The following is a 24,940-nucleotide window of genomic DNA, read 5'->3' as shown; positions in this document are numbered from 1 at the left end:
CAGGCCTCCCCAATTCCCCAAAGCTGGGGTTATCCGCCCATCGAATACTCCGGCATTCACTTTTGCGCTCACCCGCCAAAGCCACGCCCCACAAGCCCTGCAGCACACTTCAAGCAAGCTGGCACAACTGTTGCCGATCCCTGTGCAGACGCCCCAAACCATGGGCCCGTTTGCAGGAGGATCTGCTCATGCACCGACCGACGCCCCACCCACTGGCCATGGCGATCTTCGCCGGCCTGATCCAGCTACCGGCCCAGGCTGCGCTGTACGCGGTCGATACCGGCCCCTACAACCTCGCCAACGGCAACTTCGCCGCCTGGTATCAGGACAGCCATGGTCGAGTCCTCGACCTGTGCCTGTCCAAAGCCGTCAGCTCACGGGTTGCCGGCGCGCCAGGCGCACCCTCGTACATGTGCACGTTGCTGCCGACCCCGGGCGTCTTCGATGACACCCAGCCCATCCAGTTCCCCAGCAACTTCCCTGACGAAGCCTTCTGGTTCACCGCCGATGCGGCCATCGTCGACGCTGCGCGCGGCATCGACCTGAGCTACGGTACGGCCATCGAGGCAGCCTTCAGCGCCGAGGAGCCGGTCGAAGGCGATCAGGTCAGCTTCGCCCGGGTACGCATTCGCGTCGATGTGCCGGTTGCAGGCACTTACGTGGTCACCCACCCCTACGGCGTCGAAGTCTTCGACGTACCGGCCGCTGGCCGCCGCGCGATCAACATGACCCGCGACATCGGCATCGGTTCTCCAGCCGACTTCAGCGGCGCGCTCAAAGGCGATGTCGGGCCGTTCCTGCGCAGCGTCAACGGGCCCTACACCGAGACCAATCCCGGTAGCGGAGCCAGCGAACGCTACATCGGCGACCCGAACCTGGAAGAGCCGGTCACCGGCAGCCCGTTCAACACCAACTTCGTGCGTATCGAAGGCCCGAACGGCATCGACCTGCGCACCGAGTTGTTCGCCGTGTCCGGCAAGCTGTCGACGATCAACCGCCCGACTCCACTGATCCCGCTGCGCAGCACCTATTCACGGCACACCGAGAACGGCGACCTGCGCGCCCAGCAGGATGTCTTCGTCATGGCCCCGCCAGCACCGGCCACCGTCACCCTGAGCAGCCAGACGCCCACACTGGCACTGGGCGAAGCCAACGGCACCGGCGCCTGGTACGCCCAGTCGGCGCTCAACCCGAGCCTGCCGCTGACCCTGCAGGTGACCGCCGACAACAGCCTGGCAATCGCCACCAGCACACCGACCACGGCGCCCATGAGCCTGACCGACCTGGTCACCATCAGCCGCGCCGAGTACAGCCTCGCCAGCGGTCAACTGACGCTGGTCGCCAGCAGCAGCGACGAAACCACCCCGCCGGCCCTTACCGCGCACACCGGCAACGGCGCGCTGATCGGTAGCCTGTCGGGCAACGGTGCGGTGAAGACGCTGACCACCGGGCTCTCGCCAATCCCGCCGGCCAAGGTGCAAGTCACCAGTGCCCAGGGCGGCAGCGACAGCGAAGACGTGGAGCTGGTGCCATGAACAGACAGAAGCCCCGCCTTCAAGGAGGCAGCATGAACACTTGGCCACGCCGGGCGCTGTGCGCCGCCGGGTTCACCCTCACGCTCAGCAGTGCGGCCTGGGCCGCGCTCTCCGAGGTCGACCCCGGGCCCTACACCTTTGCCACCGGGGGTTACCCCATGTGGTACAAGGACTCGGACAACCTTTCGCTGGAACTGTGCCAGTCGCGCGCCACCAGCAGCCGCGCACCGGGCGCGCCGGGCGCACCTGCCTACATGTGCACCCTGCTGCCCGAACCCGGCGTCTACGACGACGCCCTGCCCCTGGTGTTCCCGGACAACTGGCCACCGGAGATGTTCTGGTTCCTCGCCGAAACCGACATTCCGCAGGTGGGCAACAGCGGCTACGAGCTGGAAGTCTATGTCGCCGGCCTTGAAGCCGCCTTCGCGGCCGAGAACCCGGTGAACGGCGACCAGCAGAGCTTCGCCCGCATCCGCATCCGCGCCTCGGTGCCGCGCACCGGCACCTACACCATCACCCACCCCTATGGGGTCGAGACGGTCAACGTGACCACCGCAGGCCGGCGCGCGATCAACATCACCCGCGACATCGGCATCGGCGCACCGGGCAATTTCAGCGGCGCACTCACTGGCAACCTCGGCCCATTCCTGCGTGGCGTCGGTGGCCCCTACAGCGAGGTCAATCCGGACACCGGTGCCACCGAGACCTTCATCGGCGACCCCAATCGCGTCGAAGCGGTCACCGGCAGCCCATTCAACACCAACTTCGTGCGTATCCAGGGCCCGGCCGGCACGATCCAGACCAACACCTTCACCGTCTCCGGCAAGGTGCTCGATCAACGCCAGCAGACCCCGGTGGAACTGCAGCGCGCCACCTACCAGCGCAATGGCGCCGGGACCCGCGTCGAAGTGTTCGCCAAGGCGCCAAACAGCGCCAGCCTTTGCCTGCGCAATGGCCTGGCACTGGTCGGCACGCCGCCCTCGCCCTGCCAGTTCAGCCTGACGCCGGACAACAACGGGTTGTTCTTCAGCCAGCAACTGAGCCAGGCCGCACCACCGCCTGTGGTGGTGGTCACCGCCAGCAGCACCGCTGGCACCACCCGGCCGACCGCGCTGTCGAGCAAGCTCACCGATGTGGTCAAGGTGCGCACGGCACGCTACGACTGGGCCAACAAGCGCCTGCTGATCGAAGCCAGCTCCAGTGACGAGGTGCAGGTTCCCGACCTGGTCGCCCAAGGCTTCGGCCGCCTGTCCAAGAGCGGCACCTTGCAGAGCCTTACGGTCAGCGACCTGACCCAGCCCCCTGCCAGCATCACCGTCAAGTCCGCCCATGGCGGCAGTGACGTCGAGCCGGTGACCGTGGTCGGGGCAGCGCCGGTCGCCGCCGAGAACCAGCCTCCCGTGGCCCAGGCCGACAACGGCAGCACCAGCGTCGGCGTACCGCTCACCCTGAACCTGCTGGCCAACGACAGCGACCCGGACGGCAACCTGCCATTGACCATCACCGACCTGACCCAGCCAGGCACCGGCCTTGGCTCGGTGGTGCTCAACGGCACCACCGCCGTGACCTACACCCCACCACCAGGCGCCAGCAACGCCTTCGTCGCTACCTTCAGCTACCGCGCCCAGGACGCCAAGGGGCTGAAATCGACAGCAGCCACGGTCACGGTCAACGTCGCCCCGAACCAGCCACCGACCGCCGTCGCCGACAGCGCCGCCACCTTGGGTGTGCCGCTGACCCTCGACGTGCTAGCCAACGACACCGATCCGGAAGGCAACCTGCCGCTGGCCATCGCCAGTGTCACCCAGCCCATTCCGGCCGGACGCGGCACCGTCAGCAGCAACGGCAGCGTCATTACCTACACGCCGCCAACCACCGTCAGCGCACCGTTCACCACGACCTTCACCTACGTCGCGCGTGACGCCATCGGCGCACTGTCGAGCCCTGCCACGGTCACGCTGCAGGTTTCGCCGCGCCCCGCCCAGGAGACCTTCGCCGTCACCGCGGCGACCGTCACGGCGCGTTCCAACAATCGCTTCAACTGGGACATCAGCGGCACCTCTTCGGTGACCACCGGCAACACCATCACGGTACAGGTGACCACCCCGGACGGCCTGGTGACACTGGGCAGCACCACGGTGCCGGTGACCGGACGCTGGCGCCTGGCCGTGAGCAACAGCACCACGGTGATCCCGACGGCCAACCCGACGGCGACCATCCGCAGCAGCCAAGGCACCGTGCGCACCGTGCCAGTCACCGTGCAGTAGCGCGAAGGAGAACGCCATGCACCTGCACCCCCTGCTGCTCGGCCTGACCCTGGTCACCCCGCTCACCTGGGCCGACGACCTGATGGACAACGCCGACCTGGTCGCTGGCAACGACCTCGGCGAGCCCGTGATCGTTCGCGTACTGCCGGCAGGCGCCGGCCAGGTGGCCTCGATCGAGCAGCAGGGTACGGGCAACCGCGCCCTGCTCGGCCAGGACGGCCAGGCCCTGCTGGGTCGTATCGTCCAGGCCGGCGGCGCACAGGAGGCGTTCATCCTGCAGGAAGGCAGTGACCTGATGGCCACGATCAGCCAGCAGGGCCAAGGCAACAGCGCCTCGATCCGCCAGAGCGGTAGCCACAACAGTGCGCAGATCGAGCAGATCGGCAACGACAACAGTGCCCTGATCCAGCAGAACGGCTCGGGGCTCAACAGTGCCGTGACCCAGGCCGGCAACGGCCAGCACGTACAGATCACCCAATACCGATAGACCTGGAGGCACCACCATGTACAAGCTCGCACCCTTGAGCGCTGCCATTACCCTGGCCCTGGTCGGCCAGGTCATGGCCGACGACAGCACCTCGACCCAGACCCAGCAAGGCGCGCAGAACATCGCCGAAGTCCTGCAGACCTTCGCGCCCTTCGCCTCGGTGACGCAGAACCAGGCCGGGCACGACCACAACCACCTGGCGATCCAGGACACCAGCACCAGCCATGTCCAGCAAAGCGCCACCGGCTCGTTCAACGCAGGCTACGCCGAGCAGTTGTTCGAGAACGGCAGCCAGATCACCCAGCAGTCCGGCGGCAGCCTCAACGACAGTTTCGCCAGCCAGTCGGTCGGCGAGAACAACCAGGCGCTACAGACCCAACAGGGGACGGGCAACCGCTCGATCATCTGGCAGGACACCCAGCTCGGCAGTCAGGCCACCACGATGCAGTGGGGCGAACGCAACGAAGCCACCGTCGAGCAACTGTTCGGCGGCACCAACAACCAGAGCCTGATCATGCAGGGCGGCAGCGACAACCAGGCCGCCGCCGAACACATGACCCATGAGAACGGCAACATTGCCATCTACCAGGAGGGCAAGCAGAACTGGGCGTACGGCGACCAACGCGACGGCCAGGGCGGCACCATCGGCATCAGCCAGACCGGCACCGGCCACTCGGTGGAAGTCTGGCAAGACAACCAGGCCCACAGCCAGGCCAGCGTGCTGCAGAACGGCCAGCTCAACGAAGGCTACATCGACCAGAGCTTCGGCCAGGATAACCTCGCCATGTTGAGCCAGAGCGGTCGGGGCAACGCCAGCTGGTCCGATCAGTTCGAAACCACCCAGTCGGTGACCAGTATCAGCCAGACCGGCAATGCCAACCTGCACTTCACCTACCAGACCGGCGACAACCACAACCTGAGCATCCAGACCAATGGCGTCGGCAACAAGGTCATGGCCAGCAACTGGAAGGGCGAGAAGTCCGGCGGGCAGTTCGGTAGCAGCCAGCGCGCCGAAATCAACCAGCAAGGGGTGATGAACACCGTCAACTTCACGCAGGAAGGTGCCAACCAGCTGGCGCGCCTGAACCAGAACGGCAACCGCAACCAGATGCAGACCCACCAGGCCGACAGCAACAACGAGCTGTATTTCGAACAGAACGGCAGCGACAACCTGCTGATCGCCGACCAACGCGGCACCGCCAACTATGCCGAGGGCCTGGCCGCGGGCAATGGCGGCAGCATCACCCTCGAGCAATCGGGCAGCGGCAACCAGAGCTACACCTACCAGCTGTATGGCAGCGGCAACCAGGCGAGCATCAAGCAGACCGACGGCGTCAACGTCGCGTATGTGACCCAGGGTGGCAACGGCAACCAGGCGTTCGTCGACCAGAGCGGGGCCAACATGAACGCCACCATCAACCAGATCGGCAACGCCAACAGTGCGACCGTGACCCAGCAATAACCGCTCCCCCCTTGGACCGTGGCGCCCCGCTCCCGGGCGCCGCGGTTCCTTTTTCGATCCCGGGATGTCGTAGCCCACCGGTCATTCGGCATGGGCTGGCCGAGCCAACAGCGATACAATCCAGGCTTACCCACGCCAGTGCTCCCCATGATCCAGTCCGACCTCGACCTTTTCGGTTCTCAACCGCAATCTCTGGCCAGCCAGGTCATGCTGTTGCCAGGCTTTGCCCTGCCCGAGGTCGAAGCCCTGCTCGATGCCCTGCGCCCGGTGTTGCGCGCGGCGCCGTTCCGACACATGCAAACCCCCGGAGGGCTGCACATGGCCGTCGCGCTGAGCAATTGCGGCAGCCTGGGCTGGGTCAGCGACGCGCGTGGCTACCGCTACAGCCCGCTGGATCCGCTGAGCGGCAAGCCCTGGCCGGCGCTGCCCGAGGTGCTGTTGACGCTGGCTGCGCGAGCCGCTTCCCAAGCTGGCTTCGAAGGGTTCGTGCCGGATGCCTGCCTGGTCAACCACTACCTGCCCGGTACACGCCTGAGCTTGCACCAGGATCGCAACGAGCAGGATTTCAGCCAGCCGATCGTGTCGATTTCGCTGGGGCTGCCCGCGGTCTTTCTGCTCGGCGGCATGCAGCGCAGCGACCGACCGCGGCATGTGCCGCTCAGTCATGGCGATGTCATGGTATGGGGTGGCGAGGATCGCTTGCGCTTTCATGGCGTGCTGCCGATCAAACCGGGCAAGCATGAGCGAATGGGGGAACGGCGGATCAACCTGACCCTGCGCAAGGCGGGTTGAGCGAGCGTACCGAATGCAGGTTCGGCACACTCACTCCAGCAGCATCAGCGACTGGCCTCCAGCACCTGATTCAATGCCGCCCCGTCGATACTCAAGGTCGCCGAATCGAACATGCCGTTGACGTAATTGCGCACCAGTTGCTCCTGACGTTGTGCCCTGAGCAGTTGGGTCAGTTGCGGTGTCACCTCCTCCAGGGTTGCCGCCCGCGCCGGTTGCTGTTCGACCAACTTGATGATGTGCAGGCCTGCGGCACTGCGCACCGGTTCACTCACACCGTCGACCTTGAGCCGCGTCACCACCTCGCGCACTTCAGGTAGCAACTGGTCGAGCGCTTGAAGCCCAGTGTCGCCGCCCTGGGCGGCAGTGCCGGTGTCCTGAGAGTGCTCGCGGGCGAGCGTGGCGAAATCGCCATCGCGTGCCTGCTTGGCCAGGGCCTGGGCCTGCTTGACCACTGCCTCATCGTCCTTGGGCTTTTCGACCCGCAGGAAGATCTGGCTCAAGCGATAGCGTACCGGCAGGCGCAGTTCGTCCTTGTTGGCTTGGTAAGCCTGCTCGAGCTCGGCCTGGCTCGGGTAGTCGTCAGGCACTCGCGTGACCGACGCGAGGTAGTCGCGCAAGACGATCTGCTCGCTCAGGGCGCGAGTCTGCGCCTCGACATCCGGACGCTGTGGCCAGCCCTTGGCTTCGGCTTGGCGATACAACGCCTTTTCTGCCAGACGTGCGCGGATCCACGCCTCCAGTGCCGGTCTATCGCCACGCAGGTGCTCGCGAGTCGGCTCCGGCAACTGCGCAAGCAAGGTCTTCAGTTCGTCGCTGCCGACCTTCTGCTCGCCCAGGCTGGCCAACACAGGCCCTTTGACCTGGGTCGCAGCCGGGTGCGCTGCGGCCACCGGCTCCTCCCCCGGACGCAGTACCAGGGCGACAGCCACCGCAATGACGGCCAGCGCACCCGCGCCGGCCCAGAAGGTGCGGGAGGTCACGAAGCAGTCGCCGCGCTGGTCGCCTGTTCGGTCTGGTCGGCGACATTGCGGCTATAGTCGCGCAGGTAGACGATGAACTCCTGCAGCAGGCGATCCCACAGCACCAGGCTGCCCAGCAGATGCTTCTCGCTGACGCCATCGGCAACCACCACGTCTTTTTCCATCACCAGGAACTCGCCCTGCACCGACAGCCGGGCGAAACGACGGCTGGCGTTCCAGCGCTCGGCCAGCCCGGCCGGCAGCTCGCCCTGGATGCGCAGCGCGCAACTGAAGGTAAAGTCGAGGAACTCGCCCTCCTGGCCATTGGCTCGATTACCGAACCGTACTGCGTAACCCACGCCCTGGCTGGCGCTGAGCAGCTGCACAACGGCATTCTGCTCGCTACGATTGACCCGGCAGCCGGCGTCCTGCAGCAGCTTGGTCAGGGAATCGGCGCTCACGGTTTCGATCAGGGTGACTTCGGTCATGTGTAGCCTTCCTTGTGGTGATGAAACAGCTCGGATTCATTCACGTGCAGCAGGAAGACGGCTGTAGCGGGGGCTGGCAAGACATCAGCGCTGGCGAAACTCCCTGCCTCTGCGACCGTCCATCTGCAATCGCGCGTGTCGATATCAAGTAGTAGCACAAGGATTGCGCTCGGCCAGAAATTCCCTTCGCCTGGCAACGGTAAATAGCGGCGAACGCCACCCTGCGCCCTTTCAAAGCCCGGTGCTTGTGTGTAAAACGGTCCAACCATCTTCTTCGACGCAAGGACCTCCAGCATGCGCTACCGCCCTCTCGGCCGCTCCGGCCTGCAAGTCTCAGCCCTGACCCTGGGCAGCATGATGTTCGGCGAGCAGACCGATACCGAGGCTTCGCTGCGCATCATCGACCGCGCCTGGGACCAGGGCATCAACTTCATCGACACCGCCGATGTCTACAACGCCGGGCGCTCCGAAGAGATCGTCGGCGAAGCGGTGGCACGCCATCGCCAGGACTGGATCGTCGCCTCCAAGGCCGGCTACGGTCCGGCAGACGGCCTGCCCAACCGCAGCGGGCTGTCACGCAAGCACCTGTTCAATGCGCTGGAGGCAACACTGACGCGCATGGACACCGACTACCTGGACATCTACTACCTGCACCGCGAAGACCACAAGGTGCCGCTGGAGGAGACCGTGCGTGCCATCGGTGATCTGCTGCAGCAAGGCAAGATCCGCTATTGGGGCGTGTCCAACTTCCGCGGCTGGCGCATCGCCGAGATCTGCAACCTGGCCGAGCGCCTCGGGGTGCCCAAGCCTGTGGTGAGCCAGCCGCTGTACAACATCGTCAACCGCCAGGCCGAGCCCGAGCAACTGACCGCCGCGGCCTACCACGGGCTGGGCGTGGTGCCGTTCAGCCCTCTGGCCCGTGGCGTGCTCAGCGGCAAGTACGCGCCAGGCTCGACCCCTGACGCCGGCAGCCGCGCCGGGCGCCAGGACAAGCGGATCATGGAAGTGGAGTGGCGTCAGGAGTCGCTGGCCATCGCCCAGAAGATCCACGCCTACACCGACGCCAAGGGAGTGGGTATCGTCGAGTTCGCCATCGCCTGGGTGCTCAACAACCAGCTGGTCAGTTCGGCCATCGTCGGCCCGCGCACCGAGGCGCAGTGGGAAACCTACGCCGGAGCGCTGGAGGTGAACATCACCGCCGAGGACGAAGCCTTCATCGACTCGCTGGTAACCCCGGGGCATGCCTCGACACCGGGGTTCAACGACGTGGCGCATTTCGTCCCGGGGCGCTTGGCGCGCTGAACGTCAGGCAATGGCACTCCGTGAAGAATGTGGCAGGCGGCTGCCGTTGGGGTGCCCTTTATGCGCTGACTTCAAAGTCATCCAAGTTCAATCCGGCGGTATCTTGGATCTGGATCACTTTGATATCTCGAGCCGAGGAAGTGAAGCTGTATTCATCCTGTCCGTTTGCACCCAGGGTCACCGTCCGGGTTTCGATCGTCGCCCCCTGCGCGTTCAGGTAGGTGATGTACGCAGTGGTGCTGTTCTGGACACCGAGCGTAAAATTACAGCGGAAAGTCCTGAAAGTGCCATTAAGTTCGAACCGGACCGTCGCCTGGTTCATACGCAGATAGTTCCCTTTGAGAAGCGGCCAGCCTGACTGAGCTGTCAGAATTATAATATTTTGGCCACTGATCACTCGGCACATGTTCCCTCCCAACATGGGTAGTACCCCACCCGGCCGAACTTCATGGTTATAGGCGTAACTACTGAAGTCGTCCCGGATCACACTGGGGCCCTGAATGATTTCATAAGCGTTTTCACGAAACACTACGCGACTGCGCCCCTGGTCGAAGGAGACTTCGAATCGCAGCGTAATGCGGCTGCCGCCAAGCAATTCCCCAAGCGTCGATAAGGCGATCGTGCTTCTGACAGCTCCCAGCTGGTCAAGTGGTTTGCCGTTCCACACTTGCTGAGTCCATTGGCTGCCATTTGCGTAAGTTCCGCTGTACCTGAGATAGATCAATTGCCCCAGCGTCTGCAGCGGCCAAGCGGCGACAGACACGTTTGCATCGGCTCTGAGATTGATAACATCCAACCTCCCGCCAACGGCTTCTGCGATAGCCGGAACAGGGAGCCTGTCAGCAGTCGGATTCAGCACCTGCAACTGCAGCTCGGCAGACCCTAGGGTCTTGCCCCGCCGCGTCACTTGGTAACTGACGCTAACGGTACTGTTGATACTGGATATGATGTGGTCACTGAGAATGCGGAAAACGACTCTGTTCGAGGTATTGCCGTTTTGCGCCGGATATGACCTGCCGTTGTACAACAGCACAATGCTGTCCTCGGGTTGCATGTCGTACTCGACCAAAGCGTCGGCACCATTCGCCGCATTCAAAGGGTCAAGCACATTGTTGGGGGCCGCGGGAATTTTCACGGCATTTAACTCAAGATCATCACTTACCGTAACCGTAAACTTGAGTGCGGCGGATCGACGCGCTGCTTGATCAGATGTCATCTTGGTGAGCCTCTGAGTTTCCCACTGGGTGTCATTTCGCTGACTGGAGAACATCCTAGGGACCTCACAACGGGTGCGAAACTGGCAATTCTGCTAGCTCAAAGGCATCGAGAAGGGGCAGAGAGCCGCTCTGGTGGGCGCCAATGTTTACGCTCTGCCACGCGACATTGGGGAGCGACAAGCGGGGATACCGGTCCCCCCTTTCCCCAATGGGATCGGTATGGTGCTGCTCATCGTCTTTACCGCACCCAGAGGCTTCAATGACACTCGAGCACCTGTTCCGCCCCGTTCATGTCGGCGCCCTTACCCTGCCAAACCGCGTCTTCATGGCGCCCCTGACACGCCTGCGCAGCCTGGAGCCGGGCGATGTGCCCACGCCGCTGATGGCCGAGTATTACAGCCAGCGTGCCAGTGCCGGGCTGATCATCAGCGAAGCGACGCAGATTTCCTTCCAGGCCAAAGGCTATTCGGGATCGCCAGGTATCCACACCGACGCGCAGATCGCCGGATGGCGCCTGGTCAACGAAGGCATCCACGCAGCAGGTGGCCACAGCGCGGTGCAGGTCTGGCACACCGGACGCATTTCCCACACCTCGCTACAGCCCGGCCAGGCCGCGCCAGTCGCGCCCTCGGCATTGCCTGCCGATGCTCGCACCTCGCTGCGCGACGCACAGGGCAATGTGATTCGCGTCGAGACCTCTGCACCACGGGCCTTGAGCGAAGCCGAAATCGCCGACATCGTCGCTGACTTCGGCCAGGCCGCGCGCAATGCGCAGCGCGCAGGCTTCGACCTGATCGAACTGCACGCCGCCCACGGTTACCTGCTGCACCAGTTCCTCTCGCCCAGCGCTAACGTACGTGAGGACCGCTATGGCGGCAGCGTCGAGAATCGCGCGCGGATCGTGCTGGAAGCGGTAGACGCCGCCATCGCCGCCTGGAGCGCCGATCGCGTGGCGATCCGCATCTTCCCGCTGGGGCCGTTCAATGGGGTCGACAACGGTGAAGACCAGGAAGCCGCGGCGTTGTACCTGATCGGCGAACTGGCCAAGCGCAACCTGGCTTATCTGCACCTGTCAGAGCCGGATTGGGCAGGCGGCAAACCGCTGCGTGACGAATTCCGCGAAGCCATCCGTGCGGTGTATCCAGGGGTGATCGTCGCGGCTGGCGGCTACACCCCGGAAAAAGCCGAGGCGCTGATTGCACGGGGGCTGATCGATGCCGTCGCGTTCGGGCGTAGCTATATCGCCAACCCGGACCTTGTGGAGCGCCTTCAGCAACAAGCGCCTTTGAACGAGCACCGCGCGCAGTTCGATTACGCCAACGGTGCCGAAGGCTATACGGACTACCCTGCGCTACGCCGGGCGTAACATCAGAGCCTCTGCAGGCGCGGGCATGCCCGCGTCTGCAGGTGGGGGCTTTTTCGCAGCGGGTTCAACCAGTCACCACGGTGCCTGGCGCGCCTTGAGGAAGTGGAGCCTTGCCACCGGACAAGCGCCAACTCACCCCGGTAACGCCATAACGCTCGGCCATCGGGCGGCTTACCTTTCTGATCTTCTCCCGTCCGAACTTCGGAATGATCCCGACCCCTGCATCACAACTGGCCCAATGCCATGCCTCGGCATTGTCCATTCGCTCCGATCGAATGATGAAACTGCGCGCCTCGGCGTGCAGCGTGTATTCGATGATGTACAACTGTGGAGCTGGCATCACGGGCCTCCTCTTCTCCATGGATGACTTTTGATTGATCAGAGTTTTCCGTGAAGATTCAAAAGATTGTCGAGCTCACTCGAAAACAGCGCCAAGGCTGCTTCGTCAGCGGCTGAGTAGCAGCGCAATCATGGGTTGCGGCCACTGCCGTGGCTGTTCTGGCCACCCCGGCGCCCGGCTTCGGAAGCCCGTGCTCGATCATTGGCGAAGTTGCCCCCGGAATTCTGGCCACCCTTCTGACCAGCGCGGGAGGCCCGCTCGCGGTCGTTGGCGAAATTGCCAGGATTGGTTTCCTTGGTGCCACCGCGCTGGCTTGGGCGGTCCTGATCGTGTGCCATGTCGTTTCTCCTTTGGCGATCTGTGGCGCAAGGCGCGAATGCGCGCCTTACAAGAGTTCCGAACGGGCGTGTGACGATCTGCTCCATCGCGTTGCAGGGGAACTGACCGGCGGCGCTAAAAGGCAGGGCCATCGAACGCTTGTGCGCGAACCTGTGGGCCGCCGTACAACACGGGGCTTCAGGCGTGCACACTCCACTGCACCATATCCGCAGCGAGCGGCAGGTCATCGATGGCATGGATCATTCCGCTGGCCAGGGCCTCCCGTGGCCCTAGGATGCGTGGATAAGCCATCAGGTAACGCATCACATCCAGGTCCTCGGCCGAGCCTTGCGTACGTTCGGCGACGATCTCGGCATACAGGCGCAAGTCGTAGTCCAGGCTCATGGCGTACTCGGCCATGCGCGAGTGGTCCACCGAGCCGTGCAAGGTCCAATGGAACGGGTGGAAGAGGAACTTGCTGTACTGGCAGGCCGTACGATGGCTGCCTGCAAGAAACAGGATATTGCCCATCGACTCGACCGTGCCGAGGTTGTGGGTATGCACGGGCACCGGCTGGCCAAGCAGGAAGTTGTACAGCGTGAAGCCATAGCTGCATTCGCCGCCCATGGTGGCGATGTTGATCTGCAACACCTCGGCGCCCTGCTGCACGGCACGTGAGCAGGTGTTGATCAGGTTGCCACAGGTCGAGGAATTGATCGGGCCAGTGAAATGAATGATGTGTCGGGCCATGCGTACCTCCAGGGGTCGTCCATCCAGGACGATGATTCAGTCGGGCGGCCGCTGCAGTGGGCCCGACATGCGGTGGAATCGTCCGGCCAGGCAAAGTTCCCCTGAAACACCCCGGCCGGCAGAAACCGTCAGCGTTGCGCCCCTGCGCAGGGCTGACGGGGTCGCGCCGTGCTGTGGCATTATCGACACTCCGACCGCCCGCGAGCGCCTGTGCATGCTGATCGACGAAGAACTGACCTTGAAGAAGCTCGAGACCTTTCTCGCCTTCATGCGCAGTGGCAACCTGGGCCGCGCCGCCAGCGAGCTGTCGACCAGCGCGGTCAGCGTGCACCGGGCGATCCACTCGCTGGAAAACGCCCTGCGCTGCCCGCTGTTCAAGCACGAAGGCCGCCAGCTGATCCCACTGGAAAGCGCCTATGTGCTGGAGAAAAAGGCCCGGCAACTGCTGCAGGACGCCGAGCAGATGGTGCGCCAGACCCGCGAGGCCGCAGGTTTCTATGCCGAACGCTTTCGCCTGGGGGCGTTGTACTCGCTCACGGTCAAGACCGTGCCCAAGCTGGTCATGGGCCTGAAGCTGCGCCGCAGCGAGCTGAACATCGACCTCACCCTTGGCTCGAACGTCGACTTGCTGCACCGTCTCAAGAACCATGAACTGGACGCCATCCTGGTCTCGCTCGACGACAGCATCAACGATCCGGCCTGTGAACACCTGGCGCTGTTTTCCGACGATATCTTCCTGGCCGTGCCGACCGACTCGCCGTTCGCCGTGCAGGCCGAAGTCGACTTGGCGGACCTGGCCGACTCCACCTTCATCACCCTTACACAGGGTTTCGCCACCCACCGCGATGGCGCACGAGTCTTCGAACAGGCCGGCTTCGAACCGAAGGTGGCGATGCAAGTGAACGATATCTTCACCCTGCTGAGCATGGTCAGCTCGGGGGTCGGTTATGCCCTGCTGCCGGGCCGTATCGCCGCGGTGTACGAGAACCGCGTGCGCTTGATCGCGCTGCAACCGCGCTACCGGTTACAGCAGCATATCGGTGCAGTGTTTCTCAAGGCGCGCGAGCGCGAGCCGAACCTGCTGGCGCTATTGGCCGAGTGCCGGATGTACAGTCGCGAAGGTTGAGAGCCCAGGCCGACTGTCCTCCTTATCCCACCAGGCCGCGTACACAGAAGTACAGGATCGACGGCCCCATCAGGCACCCCAGCCCGGTATGGAAAGTGGCGGTCAGCGCACCGTAGGGCACCAATCGCCGGTCCGTTGCCGCCAATCCGGCCGTCACCCCGGAAACGGTCCCGGCCAGGCCGCCGAACACCATCGCCGAGCGCGGGTTGTCCAAGGCCAGCAGGCGTGCCGACACCGGCGTGAACACCATCACCAGGATCGCCTTGATCAGGCCGGTCGCAATCGACAAGGCCATCACGTCGGAGCTTGCCCCCAGCGCCGCCCCGGTCACCGGCCCGACGATGTAGGTCACCGCGCCCGCGCCAATGGTGGTGATGCTGACCGCATCGCGATACCCAAACGCCCAGGCCACCGCCGCACCGACGATGAAGGGCAGCACAGTGCCCAGCAACAGTGCCACCGCACCAATCATCCCGGCCTTGCGCGCTTCGGTGGCCTGCACTTCGAAGGCGGTGGCGACAATGGCGAAATCGCGCAGCATCGCCCCGCCCATCAACCCGATCCCGGAAAACAGCGTGACGTCCGCCAGGCCTTTCTGGCCGCCGGTCAGGTTGCCGCCGATCCAGGCCAGCACCAGGCCGATGACGATGGCGATGGCAGAGCCGTGCACACGGCCGAAGGTCAGGTATTTGGAGAGCATCACCGATACCCACATCACCGCGCCGACGACGGCGAACGCGGTGATCAGGTCGTTGTGTTCCAGGGCTTTCTCAATGAGCGGCCACATATCAGCGACCTCCCGCAGGTGCAGGCTGCACCGAGGCTGGCGGCGCCGCGTCGAGCGCCGGCAACGGCTCGCCGCGATGGCTGCGACTGATCAAGGCAATGGTCGCGCCGCACACCAGCACCGCGCCGACAGCGGCCACCACGGCCACGGGCCCGCCATGCAGGGCAGTGACCACATTCTGCTGGGCCGCCATGGCCACCACCACCGGGATGTACATCGCGCCCCAGAAACCGACCCCGAATTCGCATTCCTTGCTCATGCCACCCTTGCGGTGCATGTACAGCCGCGCACAGATCAGCAGGATCATGGCGATGCCGACCCCGCCCACATTGGATTTGACGCCCAACAGCACGCCCAGGAAGTCGCCGACGATGACGCCGGCCAGCGTGCACACCGCCAGCAGAGCCACACCATAGATGATCATTGTTGTTTTCCTCAGGTTGTATCGAAGTTGTTTGTTGTTGTCCTTCGAGCTACAGCGCGGTCATCGGTTGTCGGCCACCTCCTGACGCAACAGTGCATCGATGCTGTCCGCACGCGTGGATTCCACGCTCAGCACTTTTCCAGGTTCAAAGACTCGCCTCGCCAGGCCAGTGAGTACACTGCCCGGCGGCAGCTCAAGGTGCAGGCGCACACCGCGCTCCCAGGCGCTGCGCAGGGTCGCGCGCCAGTCGACGATCCGGGCCATGTTGCCGGCAAGGTCGTCGCGCAGGCGTGCCGGATCGAAAATCGGTCGTGCCGTGCTGGCGCTGAGGTAGGCGATGCGTGGGTGGCGCAACTCGACCTCGGCGAACGCTGCGGCCAGGGTGGCCGCCGGGGCCGCCAGCAAAGGGCAATGGGACGGCACGCTGACCGCCAGGCGCCGAGCCACGCCCTGCCCCAGGCTGCGCGCACGCGTGGCGACTGCCGCCATCGCGGCGTCGCTGCCGGCGATGACGATCTGGTTGTCGCTGTTGAGGTTGGCGAGGTAGGCCTCACCTCCAACCGCATCCAGCAAACCCTCGACACTGGGCAGGTCGAGGCCGCTCAAGGCGGTCATGCCATAGCCTGTCGGATAGGCCTCCTGCATCAGCTCGCCACGCAGCGATACCAGGCGCACGGCGTCCTCCAACGCCAACGCCTCGGCGCTGACTGCCGCGGCGTAGGCACCGATCGACAGCCCGGCCACATACCCCGGCGCCGGGCTGCGTTGCATCAGCCAGCGCGCCCAGGCCACGCCGGTCAACAGCAGGCACAACTGCACGGCACGGGTATGGCGCAAGGCCTCGGCGCTGTCGAGCATCAGCACCTGCTCGCCCAGTGCCTCGCTGGCCGCTTCGAGCAGGCCCGAACTACCCTCTGGCAGGCGATGAAGCATCCCCACCTGCTGGGCGCCCTGCCCCGGGAACGCGAACAGGCTGCTCATGCCGCATCCTCCTGCAGTTGCCACGGATCGCTCACCAGGCGTGCACCAGTCGCCGACTTGAGCAACACCCGCCGCGCGCCGCTGGCCCATTCGCGCAGGGCAACCGCACCCAGGGGTGTTTCCAGTTGCGCATCGACGCGACAGGCCGCGCCGTCCATCTGTTCCAGCAGCCGAGCGGCCTGATCACGAGATATCGACACAGGGGCACGCAATAGCAGATCAAGGTCACTGCCAGCGTGCAGCACCTCTATCCCCGTCGCGAGCTGGAAACCCGTGCTGCCGGTAGGTCCCCACAGCCACTCGCGATCGTTCAACCAAGCGCTGACCTGCGATAGCGCACGCAAGGCTGGCGACGACAACTCGACCTCTCCGCGCAGTGCTTCGGGGCTGACCCGGTGCTCGATGTCCGCCACGCGCATCTGCCAGGCAAAACGCTGCTCGCGCCCTCGCCCGCGCAGCCCGACCGCCACCCCGCCCGGCGCCAAGAGGGCCCGGCGCACAACCACCGGCTCGCCGGCCGCCAATACCGAACGCGCCCAGGCAGGCGCATCGGCAGGCAGCATGGCCGGGGTCATGCCCCAGAGCAGGTCGTGTGGGCGCGGGGCGTACATCTCAGGCCTCCTGCCATTGGCTGCGCAGGCGCTGACGCACCTCGCGCGAGGCGCTGCGATGCTCGCCGTCCAGGCGGCTACGCAGGTCAGTGGTGTCGCCAATGTCGCGCACGGCATCGATCAGGCTGGCGCGCACCTGTGCCAGGTCCTGGGCGGTCGGCGCCTGCGCGTTATCCACGGCAAGACGCTTGTGCAGCAACCCCAATGAGGCGTAGCTTTTCAGGTCGTAGGCCATCGGCGGCACTTCGGCGGCCAAGGCTTCCAGGTCCTCGACGCTGCGCAGGGTGATGCGCGCCGCCGCCGCCTTGCCCATGGCATGCACCATGACGCCACTGTCATCCAGCGCGATCAGGCGTTGCGCCTGGTAGCCGTGGGCAAGAAACGCCCCGGACATCGCCTTGCCCACCAGCAGCCCGATCACCGGATGCCCGGCCAGACGCGCCTGGGCGTAGGCCTCCACCGCACCGGCCAGGGCCTGGTGAATGCCCAGCGCTTCCTCACGCCGCCCGTAGGCCTGGCTGGGCACATCGATCAGCGCAACCAGCACGCGTTTCTCACCGTCGCGGTCGGCGTCCACCGCCTCGGCGACCGCCTTGGCAAGGCCCCAGCCTTCCAGCAGGCCGACTTCGCCGGTACGGGCTCGGGCAAAGGGATTGTGCACATCGGGCACCACGGCGATAAAGCGCGCCAGGCGATTGTCCAGTTCGCCATCGACCACCTGCACCGAGGCGGGAAAACCTGGCAGCGGCTCGCCGCTGGCAAGGCCCTGCAACCAGTTCTGGGCACGGTTCATCAGGCATCTCCTTGATACAGGGCACGCACGGCGGCGGCATCGAATTGCGGGCAGTCGTCGCCCAGTTGCGCCAGGCGCTCGAGAAACCATTGATGGCGGCTGGCACGCTGCGCAGAGGGTGCGGCCAGCAACGCCAGCAACTGGCTGCGGATCGCCTCGACGTCATCGGCGACGTAGGCGTCCACCAAGCCGCTGGCGTGACGCTGCTCGCCACCGGTGAGGCTCCAGATGAAAGGCCGGTCACGCGAATCGTATTCACCAATCCCCGCTTCCTGCTCGATCACCTGTGGGCCATTGAGGCCCAGACGTGCTTCGCGGGTTACCAGCAGGTGACTGCACAGCCCGGCAGCAATGGACATGCCGCCGAAGCAGCCGACTGAACCCGCGATCACGCCAACGACCGGTTGGTGGGCGCGCAGTTCGACGATCGCGGCCTGGATCTCGGCAATCGCCGCCAGGCCCAGGTTGGCCTCCTGCAGACGCACGCCACCGGTCTCGAGCAGCAGCACGGCGCAGGTGGGGATGCCGTTACGGTTGTCTTCGGCGGCCAGTTCCAAGGCGCCGGCGATCTTCGCGCCCCCCACCTCGCCCATGCTGCCGCCCTGGAACCCGCCTTCGATGGCCGCCACCACGGCGGGACGCCCGGCGAGCTTGCCCTTGGCGATGACCACGCCGTCATCGGCCTGCGGCACAATGCCCTGGCGTGGCAGCCAGGGCGACATCAGGCGATCGAAGGGGCCGAGCAGCTCGCGGAAACTGCCCGTGTCGAGCAGGGCCCGGGCACGCTGTCGAGCGCCCAGCTCGACGAAACTGCGGCTGTGCAGCAGGCGTTCGCTATCAGTCATGGCCGATCTCCTCGAAGCCTTGTTCCAGGCGCAGGCGCACCACGCCGGGGGTGGCACCGAAATCATGGATGTCGATCTTCAGCGCAGGCAAACTGCGGCCGTCGAACAGGCGCTGGAACAACTGGCTCCAGCGGGCCTGGCTGCCGTTGACCGAGGTCACCACCTGGATGTCGAGGCTGCCGGCCTGGCCGGGCTCGATCAGCACCTCCAGGTCGCCGGAGCTGACGCAGCCGACCAGGGCGCGGCCACGGCCCGGTTGTGCGGCGGGGAATTGAAAGTTCAGGGTTTCCATGTCACAGGCTCCCGGCTTTGTCGAGGAACAGGCAGGCGGCCAGCAGATCAGCGGCACCGCCTGGAGAGGCATTGAGTTGCAGCAGGCGAGCCTCCAGGGCGCGCAGTTGACGGCGACCCGCCAAGCTGGCGCTGCCGCCTGCGTCGAGCACCGCGCGGGCTCCTTGCTGCAGGGCATCCAGACCTTGCTCGCCGGCGCGCCAGAGCACGCAGGTGTCGCTCAGCGAAGCCATGATCGCCAGCAGTGCATCCAGGCGCGCATGGGTCTCGCTGGCGCCCGCGGCGCGGCTACGCCGAAGTTGCGGCAGGCCGTGACCGGTGATCGCCGGAAAGCCTTGCTGGGCCTGCTCGCGGGCGCCACTCGCACCATAGCGGCGGCGCACCTGAATGCCGTGGCTGTCCTGTACAGAAGCGGCCGGATCGGCGATCAGCGCAAGGCGCCCGGCACGTGCGGCAAGGGTATGTGGATCGCTGCTCACCGGGCTCAGCGCTCGCGCCGCAACCAGCAGCCCCAGCGCCCAGATCGCCCCCCGGTGGGTATTGACCCCGGCCGTGGTGGCAAGCATCGCTGCCTCACCTTCACGCCCAAGGCGTCCAAGCTCTGCGCGCAGCGGCGCCGCGATCTCGCCATGGCGTTGCGCGGCCTCGGCCATCTGTCGCAAGCACGGCCACAGCGACAGCGCCGAGGCGTGCATCAAGGCCAGGTTCATGTCGCCATGGGCGCCACTGCCACGGCGATCCACCAGCCCGGGCTTGGGCGAGAGGTCGGCCTCGTCGATCAGGGCTTCGACGGCCAGGTCCGCCAACTGATCCGGCAGGGCCAGGGGCTGTATGCAAAGTGCTTTCATCACCAGCTCCTGAAACGTGCGGGCGGGTTGTACAGCCCACCGGACCACTCCACGAGGTCGGCGATGCTGCGTGCGGCGAGCAACTCACGGCTGGCGTCGGTACGGCGGATGCCCAGGTCTTCGGGCAAGGCCACCAGCCCTTCGCGGCGCAGGCGCTCGGTATCCTTGGGGTCATGGCGCAGGCCAATGGCGGTAACCCCGGCCACCGCCGCGATCATCTGCTGGCGCTCCTGCAGACTGCGCGCCTTGTACAGGTAGGCGATGCCCTCTTCGGTGAGCAGGTGGGTCACGTCATCGCCATAGATCATCACCGGCGCCAACGGCATGCCGGCCTTCTTCGCCACCTCGACCGCATCCAGGGTTTCGACGAAGGTGGGTTTGCCGCCCTCCTGGTAGGTCTCGACCATCTGCACCACCAGCTTGCGCCCACGTTCGAGCAGGGTTTCGGGCACGGTCATGTCCAGCCAGGCCGGGGTCGCGTGGCGCCGCCCGCGCGGGTCGTGGCCCATGTTGGGTGCGCCGCCGAAGCCAGCCAGGCGGCCACGGGTGACCGTCGAGGAATGGCCGTCGCCATCGACCTGCAAGGTGGCGCCGATGAACAGGTCCACCGCGTACTGCCCCGCCAGCTGGCACATCAGCCGGTTGGAGCGCATCGAACCGTCGCGCCCGGTGAAGAACACATCCGGACGCTGGGCGATGTAGTCTTCCATGCCCAGCTCAGTGCCGAAGCAGTGCACGCTCTGGACCCAGCCGGTCTCGATGGCCGGGATCAGCGTTGGATGAGGGTTGAGGGTCCAGTTGCGGCAGATCTTGCCCTTCAGCCCCAGCGACTCGCCGTAGGTCGGCAGGATCAGCTCGATGGCAGCGGTATTGAAGCCGATGCCGTGGTTGAGCGACTGCACCTGGTGTTTTTCATAGATGCCGCGGATCGCCATCATCGCCATCAGCACATGCACCGGCTTGATATGACGCGGGTCGCGGGTGAACAGCGGCTCGATGTAGAACGGCTGGTCGGCGACCACCACGAAGTCGATCCAAGAGGCTGGGATGTCCACCCTGGGCAGGTCGTCGACATGCTCCACCAACTGGTTGACCTGGGCGATGACGATGCCGTCGCTGAACGCCGTGGGCTCGACCAGCGCCGGGGTGTCCTCGGTGCTGGGGCCGGTGTAGAGGTTGCCATCGCGGTCGGCAGTGAAGCCTGCGACCAGCGTGACATTGGGGATCAGGTCCACCAGCAGGCGCGAATAGAGTTCGATGTAGGTGTGGATGGCGCCGACTTCGAGCAGACCGTCTTCGAGCAACTGGCCGATGCGCTGGCTCTGGGGGCCGGCGAAGGAGAAATCGAGCTTGCGGGCGATGCCGCGTTCGAACAGGTCCAGGTGCTCGGCGCGGCTGACGCTGGGCATGATCAGGTGCAGGTCGTGGAGGCGGCCAGGGTCGGCCTTGGCCAGCGAGCGCGAAAGAAAGTCCGCCTGCTTCTGGTTGTTGCCTTCGAGCACCACTCGATCACCCGGGGCGATCAGCAGTTCGAGGGCCTCGACGATCCGCTCGGTGGGCAGCACCACGCCATCGGCGAGGTGACGCACCCGCTCGAGACGGCGCTGCTTTTCAGCGCGCCTTCTCGACCATTGCGGCGGTGGATTCTTCGTTGTGGTCATTGGTGACTCCACGGGTTCGCTGTCGTGGGGTGACCTTAGGCCTGGGGAGTGGGGGCATCAATCAAGCACGGCGGTTGATCGTTACGGTGAGCGTAATGGTTTGGCCACTCCTGATCGAGGAAGGTCAGAGCCTATCTAAATAGTCCGAGACAATGGGCCAATGCCGTTGGTAGTCGATAATCAGATGTCCCTTTCTCATGGGTGCCCCGTCATAGTCGGCCACCTGTTTCAGGAGGCTGGCTTTATGGATGCTCCAATAATCGCGGAGCATCGGCTCAGAAATCATGTCTAACAAAGGGCGCCAGGAAAGTTCCAACTTAACATCATCATCCTCGTAACCGTGGCTTTCCTGCAACATCCTCATCAAAAACCTGACAAACCTCATGGCGTTGCGAGCGTCAAGCTTCGGATTAAAGCAGACGTTCAGCATATAAGAACTCATTGCATCGGAAATACCGTATACGTCAGACGCACCTTCGCGATCGTAAAAACCACAGCCAACCCCCCAATCACCAGGGCCTGCTCGATTGGATAATTGGTACAAGATATAAAGCGCGATGGATGACTTACTCTCGTCGAGAGTGTTCTGATCGATGAGATCCTCATCCGACCTTGGCCATCCATTTCCCGCAATCTGTTCACGGGTCAAAGATTCGACGTCATCAAAAATATTCTTACCCGGCTTAATGTATGAATCATCAAAAATACTGAATATAGCCTGAGAGAAAAACCTCATACTTTTTATCGTAAGCCGATGCATATCCCCTGACGTTTCGGCGGCCCTGTCGCTGTGTTTGATCAAGGCGCGATTTATGTTATGCAACTGCCCGCCGCGATCGAGTGAGCATTGTTGCCGAAAAACCAACACGTCTTTCCAACCCAATACGCCCCGTGACAAATTGATCAGTCTTTCGAATAACGAGTTTCCTGAAAACTTTTCCTCTCCAAAAAACCAGTGCGCAATACTGATTACATGCTCATTCGTGTTCGCCCTGCCTACGCCAGGCTGAGCCCGCCAGAAGCAGCTATCTACCAGCTTGGCAATTGAGCGTATTACGTTCTCTCGGTCTGCGCGTCGAATACCCCGCGACAAATAACTGTAGCCGGGCAGCGTTTCTATTGCCTTGTTTATGACTTCATAAACATCAGGACCTTTGAGGCGCCAACTATATTCAGCCAGCATTTCCCAAAACTTTACATGCGCGACACCGTCTACAGAAAGCCTGAACTCTTCTTTGTCGAGTATCTCGGCGACAGGCTTCCCGGCGATGACACTTTGAACGGAGGCCTTATAAAATATATGAGTATCCGTGAGTGGAGGCACTTTAAGCTCAAGAATCAAATCAATGTATCGCTCCAGATTTCTCGCCCCAGTAAAATTGACACACGCACGCGTTTTAATGTTATCGATTTCACTGAGATCCACTGCCTGGCCCGCGACGCCGAATATCTGAGCCAAAAGAAAACTGCACCCTGCCGGGGCCTTCTTGACGAGTTTGACATAGTCTGAATGATGGGTGCACTTTGACAGGTCATCTTCGAGCCTTACACCAAAAATCCCCGTCCGCCCTCCGCTTTCCTCAAGATGGATACGCCTGAACATGCCTGGGTAGCTGAGCTGCAACAGCACGAGGTTCACGAGATCTTCACGGTTGAAATCTGTATTGTCGAATGACACTTTCTCCAGCTGCATTACCAAGAGGGCATTGATGATTCTTTTTAATTTACGAAAATTACCCATCAGCTCAAGGTATCGCGGCGCGTGCTTACCCTGCAGCATCTCCGCCATTTTGGAAAGCAAAGGCGTCAGTTCGCTCATCCGCCCCACAGGCGCCAAATCCAATCCTGGGACATCCTTTTTCCAGTCTTGACTCAAGTAACGCGCCAGCGCGGCCGCGTCCACGAACACATTGAATTTTAATGCAATGAATTTCTCAAGAAACTCTCGTGCCTGTTCGCCATCACTTGCCAACGCCACCAACATTTCAGTGTCGTAGCACAAAACGTATGTCGCTTGGCGAAGCCTGAAGGCCTTCTTCATACCGAACAGCACGTTATTTATAGCTGGCGGCTCCAGTCGGTCAAGATCGTCGATGACGACAATCAGTTTCTTGCCTAACCGCTCAAGCGTCGCATCCAGACTCTGCAGCAATTCGTCCAGTGTATCGCTGCCCGGCTCCAGCTCCACTTTCAGACCAAACAACGAGAACTCGGCCTTGCCTTTCAACAACCGGGAATACCGTGAGGCGAAGGGCTGGAGCTCCGGCACATAGGATTTCCGCTGGATACGCGCAATCAACTCTCTCACAAAGCGCTGAGCGAGGTCGGCATCGCCTGCATACTTCAATGGTTCAAAGCGGAACACAAGGATTTGCGGCAGCTGCCAATGCTTGGTAGCAAGGTTGATGAAGCTTGTCTTGCCAACCCCCCAAGGGCCATCCACACCCAGCACTATCGACTCATGCTGGGTACACGCCAAAACAGCATCTGCAAAATCCTTTGCCCTGGGTGCCATGCCGAGCTGGTCGTGTTCGTGCAGCGAAACTTCGTTGTCCTGGAGAAAATGAATCTCCTTGGCCGTGCCAGCATGCCTGTTCAGGCGCAGATGTGCGGTCAAGACAGACGAGAATATGACAAGCCCACCGATCAGAATCAGAAGCCCCGCCGATGCGGGCAGTGTATCGACCTCTTTGTGAAGCACGTCCATCAGCGGCGAAGCGAGTTCGTTCGATACCGCGCCCAGGACAATGAACGCGAGGAGGTCAAAGCGCCTGCTTTGCGTGTAACGGCGGGCCAGTCCGAAGCCGCCCCGCACATACAGGTAAGCCAGCATTAACGCTGTCATCAATAGTGTGCCCAGCATCCCCCACTTCCAAATAGCAGGATGATGAGCAAGCAGCCCCTTATAGAGGCCGAGGCCTAGCCACGTACCAAGTTGATAAATACCGAATATGACAAAGCCCAAGAGATAGGCTTTCAAATACACAAAGAACTCAGGTTCCTGGGCATTGCGTTGCATGTCTACTGCGTCCTTACGTGCACTCCTGGTGCGCAAGTATCCCGCACGGCAGAGAAAGCAAGCAAGGTGCCATCATCTGCAGTCCTGAAGTCCGGCGGTGCCCGCTCCCAGGTCAAACCCGCCTAACATTCAGATCGTGTGGCACCAGCTTTTTTGAACTCTCCCCTCACCCTCTCCCTCAATCCTTCAGAGACCCGGGAATCGTCCCGAAACCCGCCATGACCAAGCCGCCGCAGAATACCCGCGCCTGGATTGGTTTGAGTTCGACTGA

24 protein-coding genes and 1 pseudogene are annotated in these 24,940 nt (G+C 63.4%); 8 read left to right on the top strand and 17 right to left on the bottom strand.

The features are described 5' to 3' along the window. Nucleotides 1-188: 188 nt before the first annotated feature. From AC2CGW_RS07655 to alkB, 5 genes are all read left to right on the top strand, one after another. On the top strand, nucleotides 189-1,535 hold the full coding sequence (locus AC2CGW_RS07655) for a hypothetical protein (RefSeq protein WP_484573794.1): 1,347 nt from the start codon (nucleotides 189-191) through the stop codon (nucleotides 1,533-1,535). Between the two features lie 32 nt (nucleotides 1,536-1,567). Beyond that, the gene (locus AC2CGW_RS07650) at nucleotides 1,568-3,802 is read left to right on the top strand and encodes an Ig-like domain-containing protein (protein ID WP_186710490.1); all 2,235 of its coding nucleotides are present in this window, start codon (nucleotides 1,568-1,570) and stop codon (nucleotides 3,800-3,802) included. Nucleotides 3,803-3,818: 16 nt separating this feature from the next. Then, a complete protein-coding gene (locus AC2CGW_RS07645) occupies nucleotides 3,819-4,289 on the top strand; it encodes a curlin (RefSeq protein ID WP_186710492.1) in 471 nt (156 codons plus the stop codon). A gap of 16 nt (nucleotides 4,290-4,305) precedes the next feature. Continuing rightward, entirely contained in the window at nucleotides 4,306-5,751 is a 1,446-nt protein-coding gene (locus AC2CGW_RS07640; RefSeq protein WP_186664534.1) for a curlin, read from the top strand. A 147-nt stretch (nucleotides 5,752-5,898) separates the two neighbouring features. Next, a complete protein-coding gene (gene alkB / locus AC2CGW_RS07635; protein WP_186664532.1) occupies nucleotides 5,899-6,543 on the top strand; it encodes a DNA oxidative demethylase AlkB in 645 nt (214 codons plus the stop codon). 44 nt (nucleotides 6,544-6,587) lie between these two features. On the opposite strand, the gene AC2CGW_RS07630 is transcribed toward alkB, so the two are convergent. The 3 genes from AC2CGW_RS07630 to AC2CGW_RS07620 are packed head-to-tail and all read right to left on the bottom strand — an operon-like array spanning nucleotide 6,588 to nucleotide 8,286. Then, on the bottom strand, nucleotides 6,588-7,523 hold the full coding sequence (locus AC2CGW_RS07630; RefSeq protein WP_186664530.1) for a peptidylprolyl isomerase: 936 nt from the start codon (nucleotides 7,521-7,523) through the stop codon (nucleotides 6,588-6,590). Beyond that, entirely contained in the window at nucleotides 7,520-7,990 is a 471-nt protein-coding gene (locus tag AC2CGW_RS07625; RefSeq protein WP_186664528.1) for a YbjN domain-containing protein, read from the bottom strand. The genes AC2CGW_RS07630 and AC2CGW_RS07625 overlap by 4 nt, the downstream gene beginning before the upstream one ends. Then, complete coding sequence (locus AC2CGW_RS07620) at nucleotides 7,987-8,286, bottom strand: hypothetical protein (protein ID WP_186664526.1); 300 nt, start codon at nucleotides 8,284-8,286, stop codon at nucleotides 7,987-7,989. Before AC2CGW_RS07620 ends, AC2CGW_RS07625 begins: the two co-directional genes overlap by 4 nt. Here AC2CGW_RS07620 and AC2CGW_RS07615 point away from each other — a divergent pair. Next, nucleotides 8,285-9,292, top strand: coding sequence for an aldo/keto reductase (locus AC2CGW_RS07615; RefSeq protein WP_186664524.1), 1,008 nt, complete (start codon nucleotides 8,285-8,287; stop codon nucleotides 9,290-9,292). The two genes, AC2CGW_RS07620 and AC2CGW_RS07615, sit on opposite strands and share 2 nt — an antisense overlap. A 58-nt stretch (nucleotides 9,293-9,350) precedes the next feature. Here the strand turns inward: AC2CGW_RS07615 and AC2CGW_RS07610 are convergent, their stop codons facing one another. Continuing rightward, nucleotides 9,351-10,508: a hypothetical protein gene (locus tag AC2CGW_RS07610; protein WP_484573793.1), complete on the bottom strand. Its 1,158-nt coding sequence runs from the start codon at nucleotides 10,506-10,508 to the stop codon at nucleotides 9,351-9,353. 260 nt (nucleotides 10,509-10,768) lie between these two features. Between AC2CGW_RS07610 and nemA the strand changes: the two genes are divergently transcribed. Next, nucleotides 10,769-11,875 carry an alkene reductase gene (gene nemA / locus AC2CGW_RS07605; RefSeq protein WP_186719460.1) on the top strand — a complete coding sequence of 369 codons (1,107 nt, stop codon included), beginning with the start codon at nucleotides 10,769-10,771 and terminating at the stop codon, nucleotides 11,873-11,875. 64 nt (nucleotides 11,876-11,939) lie between these two features. Here nemA and AC2CGW_RS07600 read toward each other — a convergent pair whose 3' ends face one another. From AC2CGW_RS07600 to AC2CGW_RS07590, 3 genes and pseudogenes are all read right to left on the bottom strand, one after another. Then, nucleotides 11,940-12,215 (bottom strand): DUF6555 family protein, encoded by a 276-nt coding sequence (locus AC2CGW_RS07600; RefSeq protein ID WP_186664519.1) that lies wholly within the window; start codon nucleotides 12,213-12,215, stop codon nucleotides 11,940-11,942. 128 nt (nucleotides 12,216-12,343) lie between these two features. Next, nucleotides 12,344-12,499, bottom strand: a pseudogene (locus tag AC2CGW_RS07595) (con-10 family general stress protein); the annotation flags it as partial. A 232-nt stretch (nucleotides 12,500-12,731) separates the two neighbouring features. Beyond that, nucleotides 12,732-13,283, bottom strand: a complete 552-nt coding sequence (locus AC2CGW_RS07590) for an ATP-dependent Clp protease proteolytic subunit (protein ID WP_186710502.1) — start codon at nucleotides 13,281-13,283, stop codon at nucleotides 12,732-12,734. 214 nt (nucleotides 13,284-13,497) lie between these two features. Here AC2CGW_RS07590 and AC2CGW_RS07585 point away from each other — a divergent pair, with 214 nt between their 5' ends. Next, entirely contained in the window at nucleotides 13,498-14,409 is a 912-nt protein-coding gene (locus AC2CGW_RS07585; protein ID WP_186664513.1) for a LysR family transcriptional regulator, read from the top strand. A 22-nt stretch (nucleotides 14,410-14,431) separates the two neighbouring features. Here AC2CGW_RS07585 and madM read toward each other — a convergent pair whose 3' ends face one another. From madM to AC2CGW_RS07535, 10 genes are all read right to left on the bottom strand, one after another. Next, complete coding sequence (gene madM, locus AC2CGW_RS07580; protein WP_186710510.1) at nucleotides 14,432-15,196, bottom strand: malonate transporter subunit MadM; 765 nt, start codon at nucleotides 15,194-15,196, stop codon at nucleotides 14,432-14,434. A 1-nt stretch (nucleotide 15,197) separates the two neighbouring features. Continuing rightward, on the bottom strand, nucleotides 15,198-15,620 hold the full coding sequence (gene madL, locus AC2CGW_RS07575) for a malonate transporter subunit MadL (protein ID WP_186664509.1): 423 nt from the start codon (nucleotides 15,618-15,620) through the stop codon (nucleotides 15,198-15,200). 60 nt (nucleotides 15,621-15,680) lie between these two features. Then, nucleotides 15,681-16,601 carry a malonate decarboxylase subunit epsilon gene (gene mdcH, locus AC2CGW_RS07570; protein WP_484573792.1) on the bottom strand — a complete coding sequence of 307 codons (921 nt, stop codon included), beginning with the start codon at nucleotides 16,599-16,601 and terminating at the stop codon, nucleotides 15,681-15,683. After that, nucleotides 16,598-17,212 carry a malonate decarboxylase holo-ACP synthase gene (locus AC2CGW_RS07565; RefSeq protein ID WP_484573791.1) on the bottom strand — a complete coding sequence of 205 codons (615 nt, stop codon included), beginning with the start codon at nucleotides 17,210-17,212 and terminating at the stop codon, nucleotides 16,598-16,600. Before AC2CGW_RS07565 ends, mdcH begins: the two co-directional genes overlap by 4 nt. A 1-nt stretch (nucleotide 17,213) precedes the next feature. Then, nucleotides 17,214-18,005 (bottom strand): biotin-independent malonate decarboxylase subunit gamma, encoded by a 792-nt coding sequence (mdcE, locus tag AC2CGW_RS07560; RefSeq protein WP_484573790.1) that lies wholly within the window; start codon nucleotides 18,003-18,005, stop codon nucleotides 17,214-17,216. After that, nucleotides 18,005-18,850, bottom strand: coding sequence for a biotin-independent malonate decarboxylase subunit beta (locus AC2CGW_RS07555; RefSeq protein WP_484573789.1), 846 nt, complete (start codon nucleotides 18,848-18,850; stop codon nucleotides 18,005-18,007). Before AC2CGW_RS07555 ends, mdcE begins: the two co-directional genes overlap by 1 nt. Continuing rightward, nucleotides 18,843-19,142, bottom strand: a complete 300-nt coding sequence (locus tag AC2CGW_RS07550) for a malonate decarboxylase subunit delta (protein ID WP_054891317.1) — start codon at nucleotides 19,140-19,142, stop codon at nucleotides 18,843-18,845. Before AC2CGW_RS07550 ends, AC2CGW_RS07555 begins: the two co-directional genes overlap by 8 nt. A gap of 1 nt (nucleotide 19,143) precedes the next feature. Beyond that, complete coding sequence (locus tag AC2CGW_RS07545; protein WP_484573788.1) at nucleotides 19,144-19,989, bottom strand: triphosphoribosyl-dephospho-CoA synthase; 846 nt, start codon at nucleotides 19,987-19,989, stop codon at nucleotides 19,144-19,146. Further along, on the bottom strand, nucleotides 19,989-21,650 hold the full coding sequence (mdcA, locus tag AC2CGW_RS07540; protein ID WP_186719465.1) for a malonate decarboxylase subunit alpha: 1,662 nt from the start codon (nucleotides 21,648-21,650) through the stop codon (nucleotides 19,989-19,991). Before mdcA ends, AC2CGW_RS07545 begins: the two co-directional genes overlap by 1 nt. A 124-nt stretch (nucleotides 21,651-21,774) precedes the next feature. Further along, the gene (locus AC2CGW_RS07535; protein ID WP_484573787.1) at nucleotides 21,775-24,669 is read right to left on the bottom strand and encodes a P-loop NTPase fold protein; all 2,895 of its coding nucleotides are present in this window, start codon (nucleotides 24,667-24,669) and stop codon (nucleotides 21,775-21,777) included. Nucleotides 24,670-24,940: the final 271 nt, after the last annotated feature.

Source organism: Pseudomonas sp. SYWMCR5 (assembly GCF_057197165.1).
Note: the sequence above shows the minus strand (reverse complement) of the source record. Positions and strands in the feature narration are given on the sequence as shown.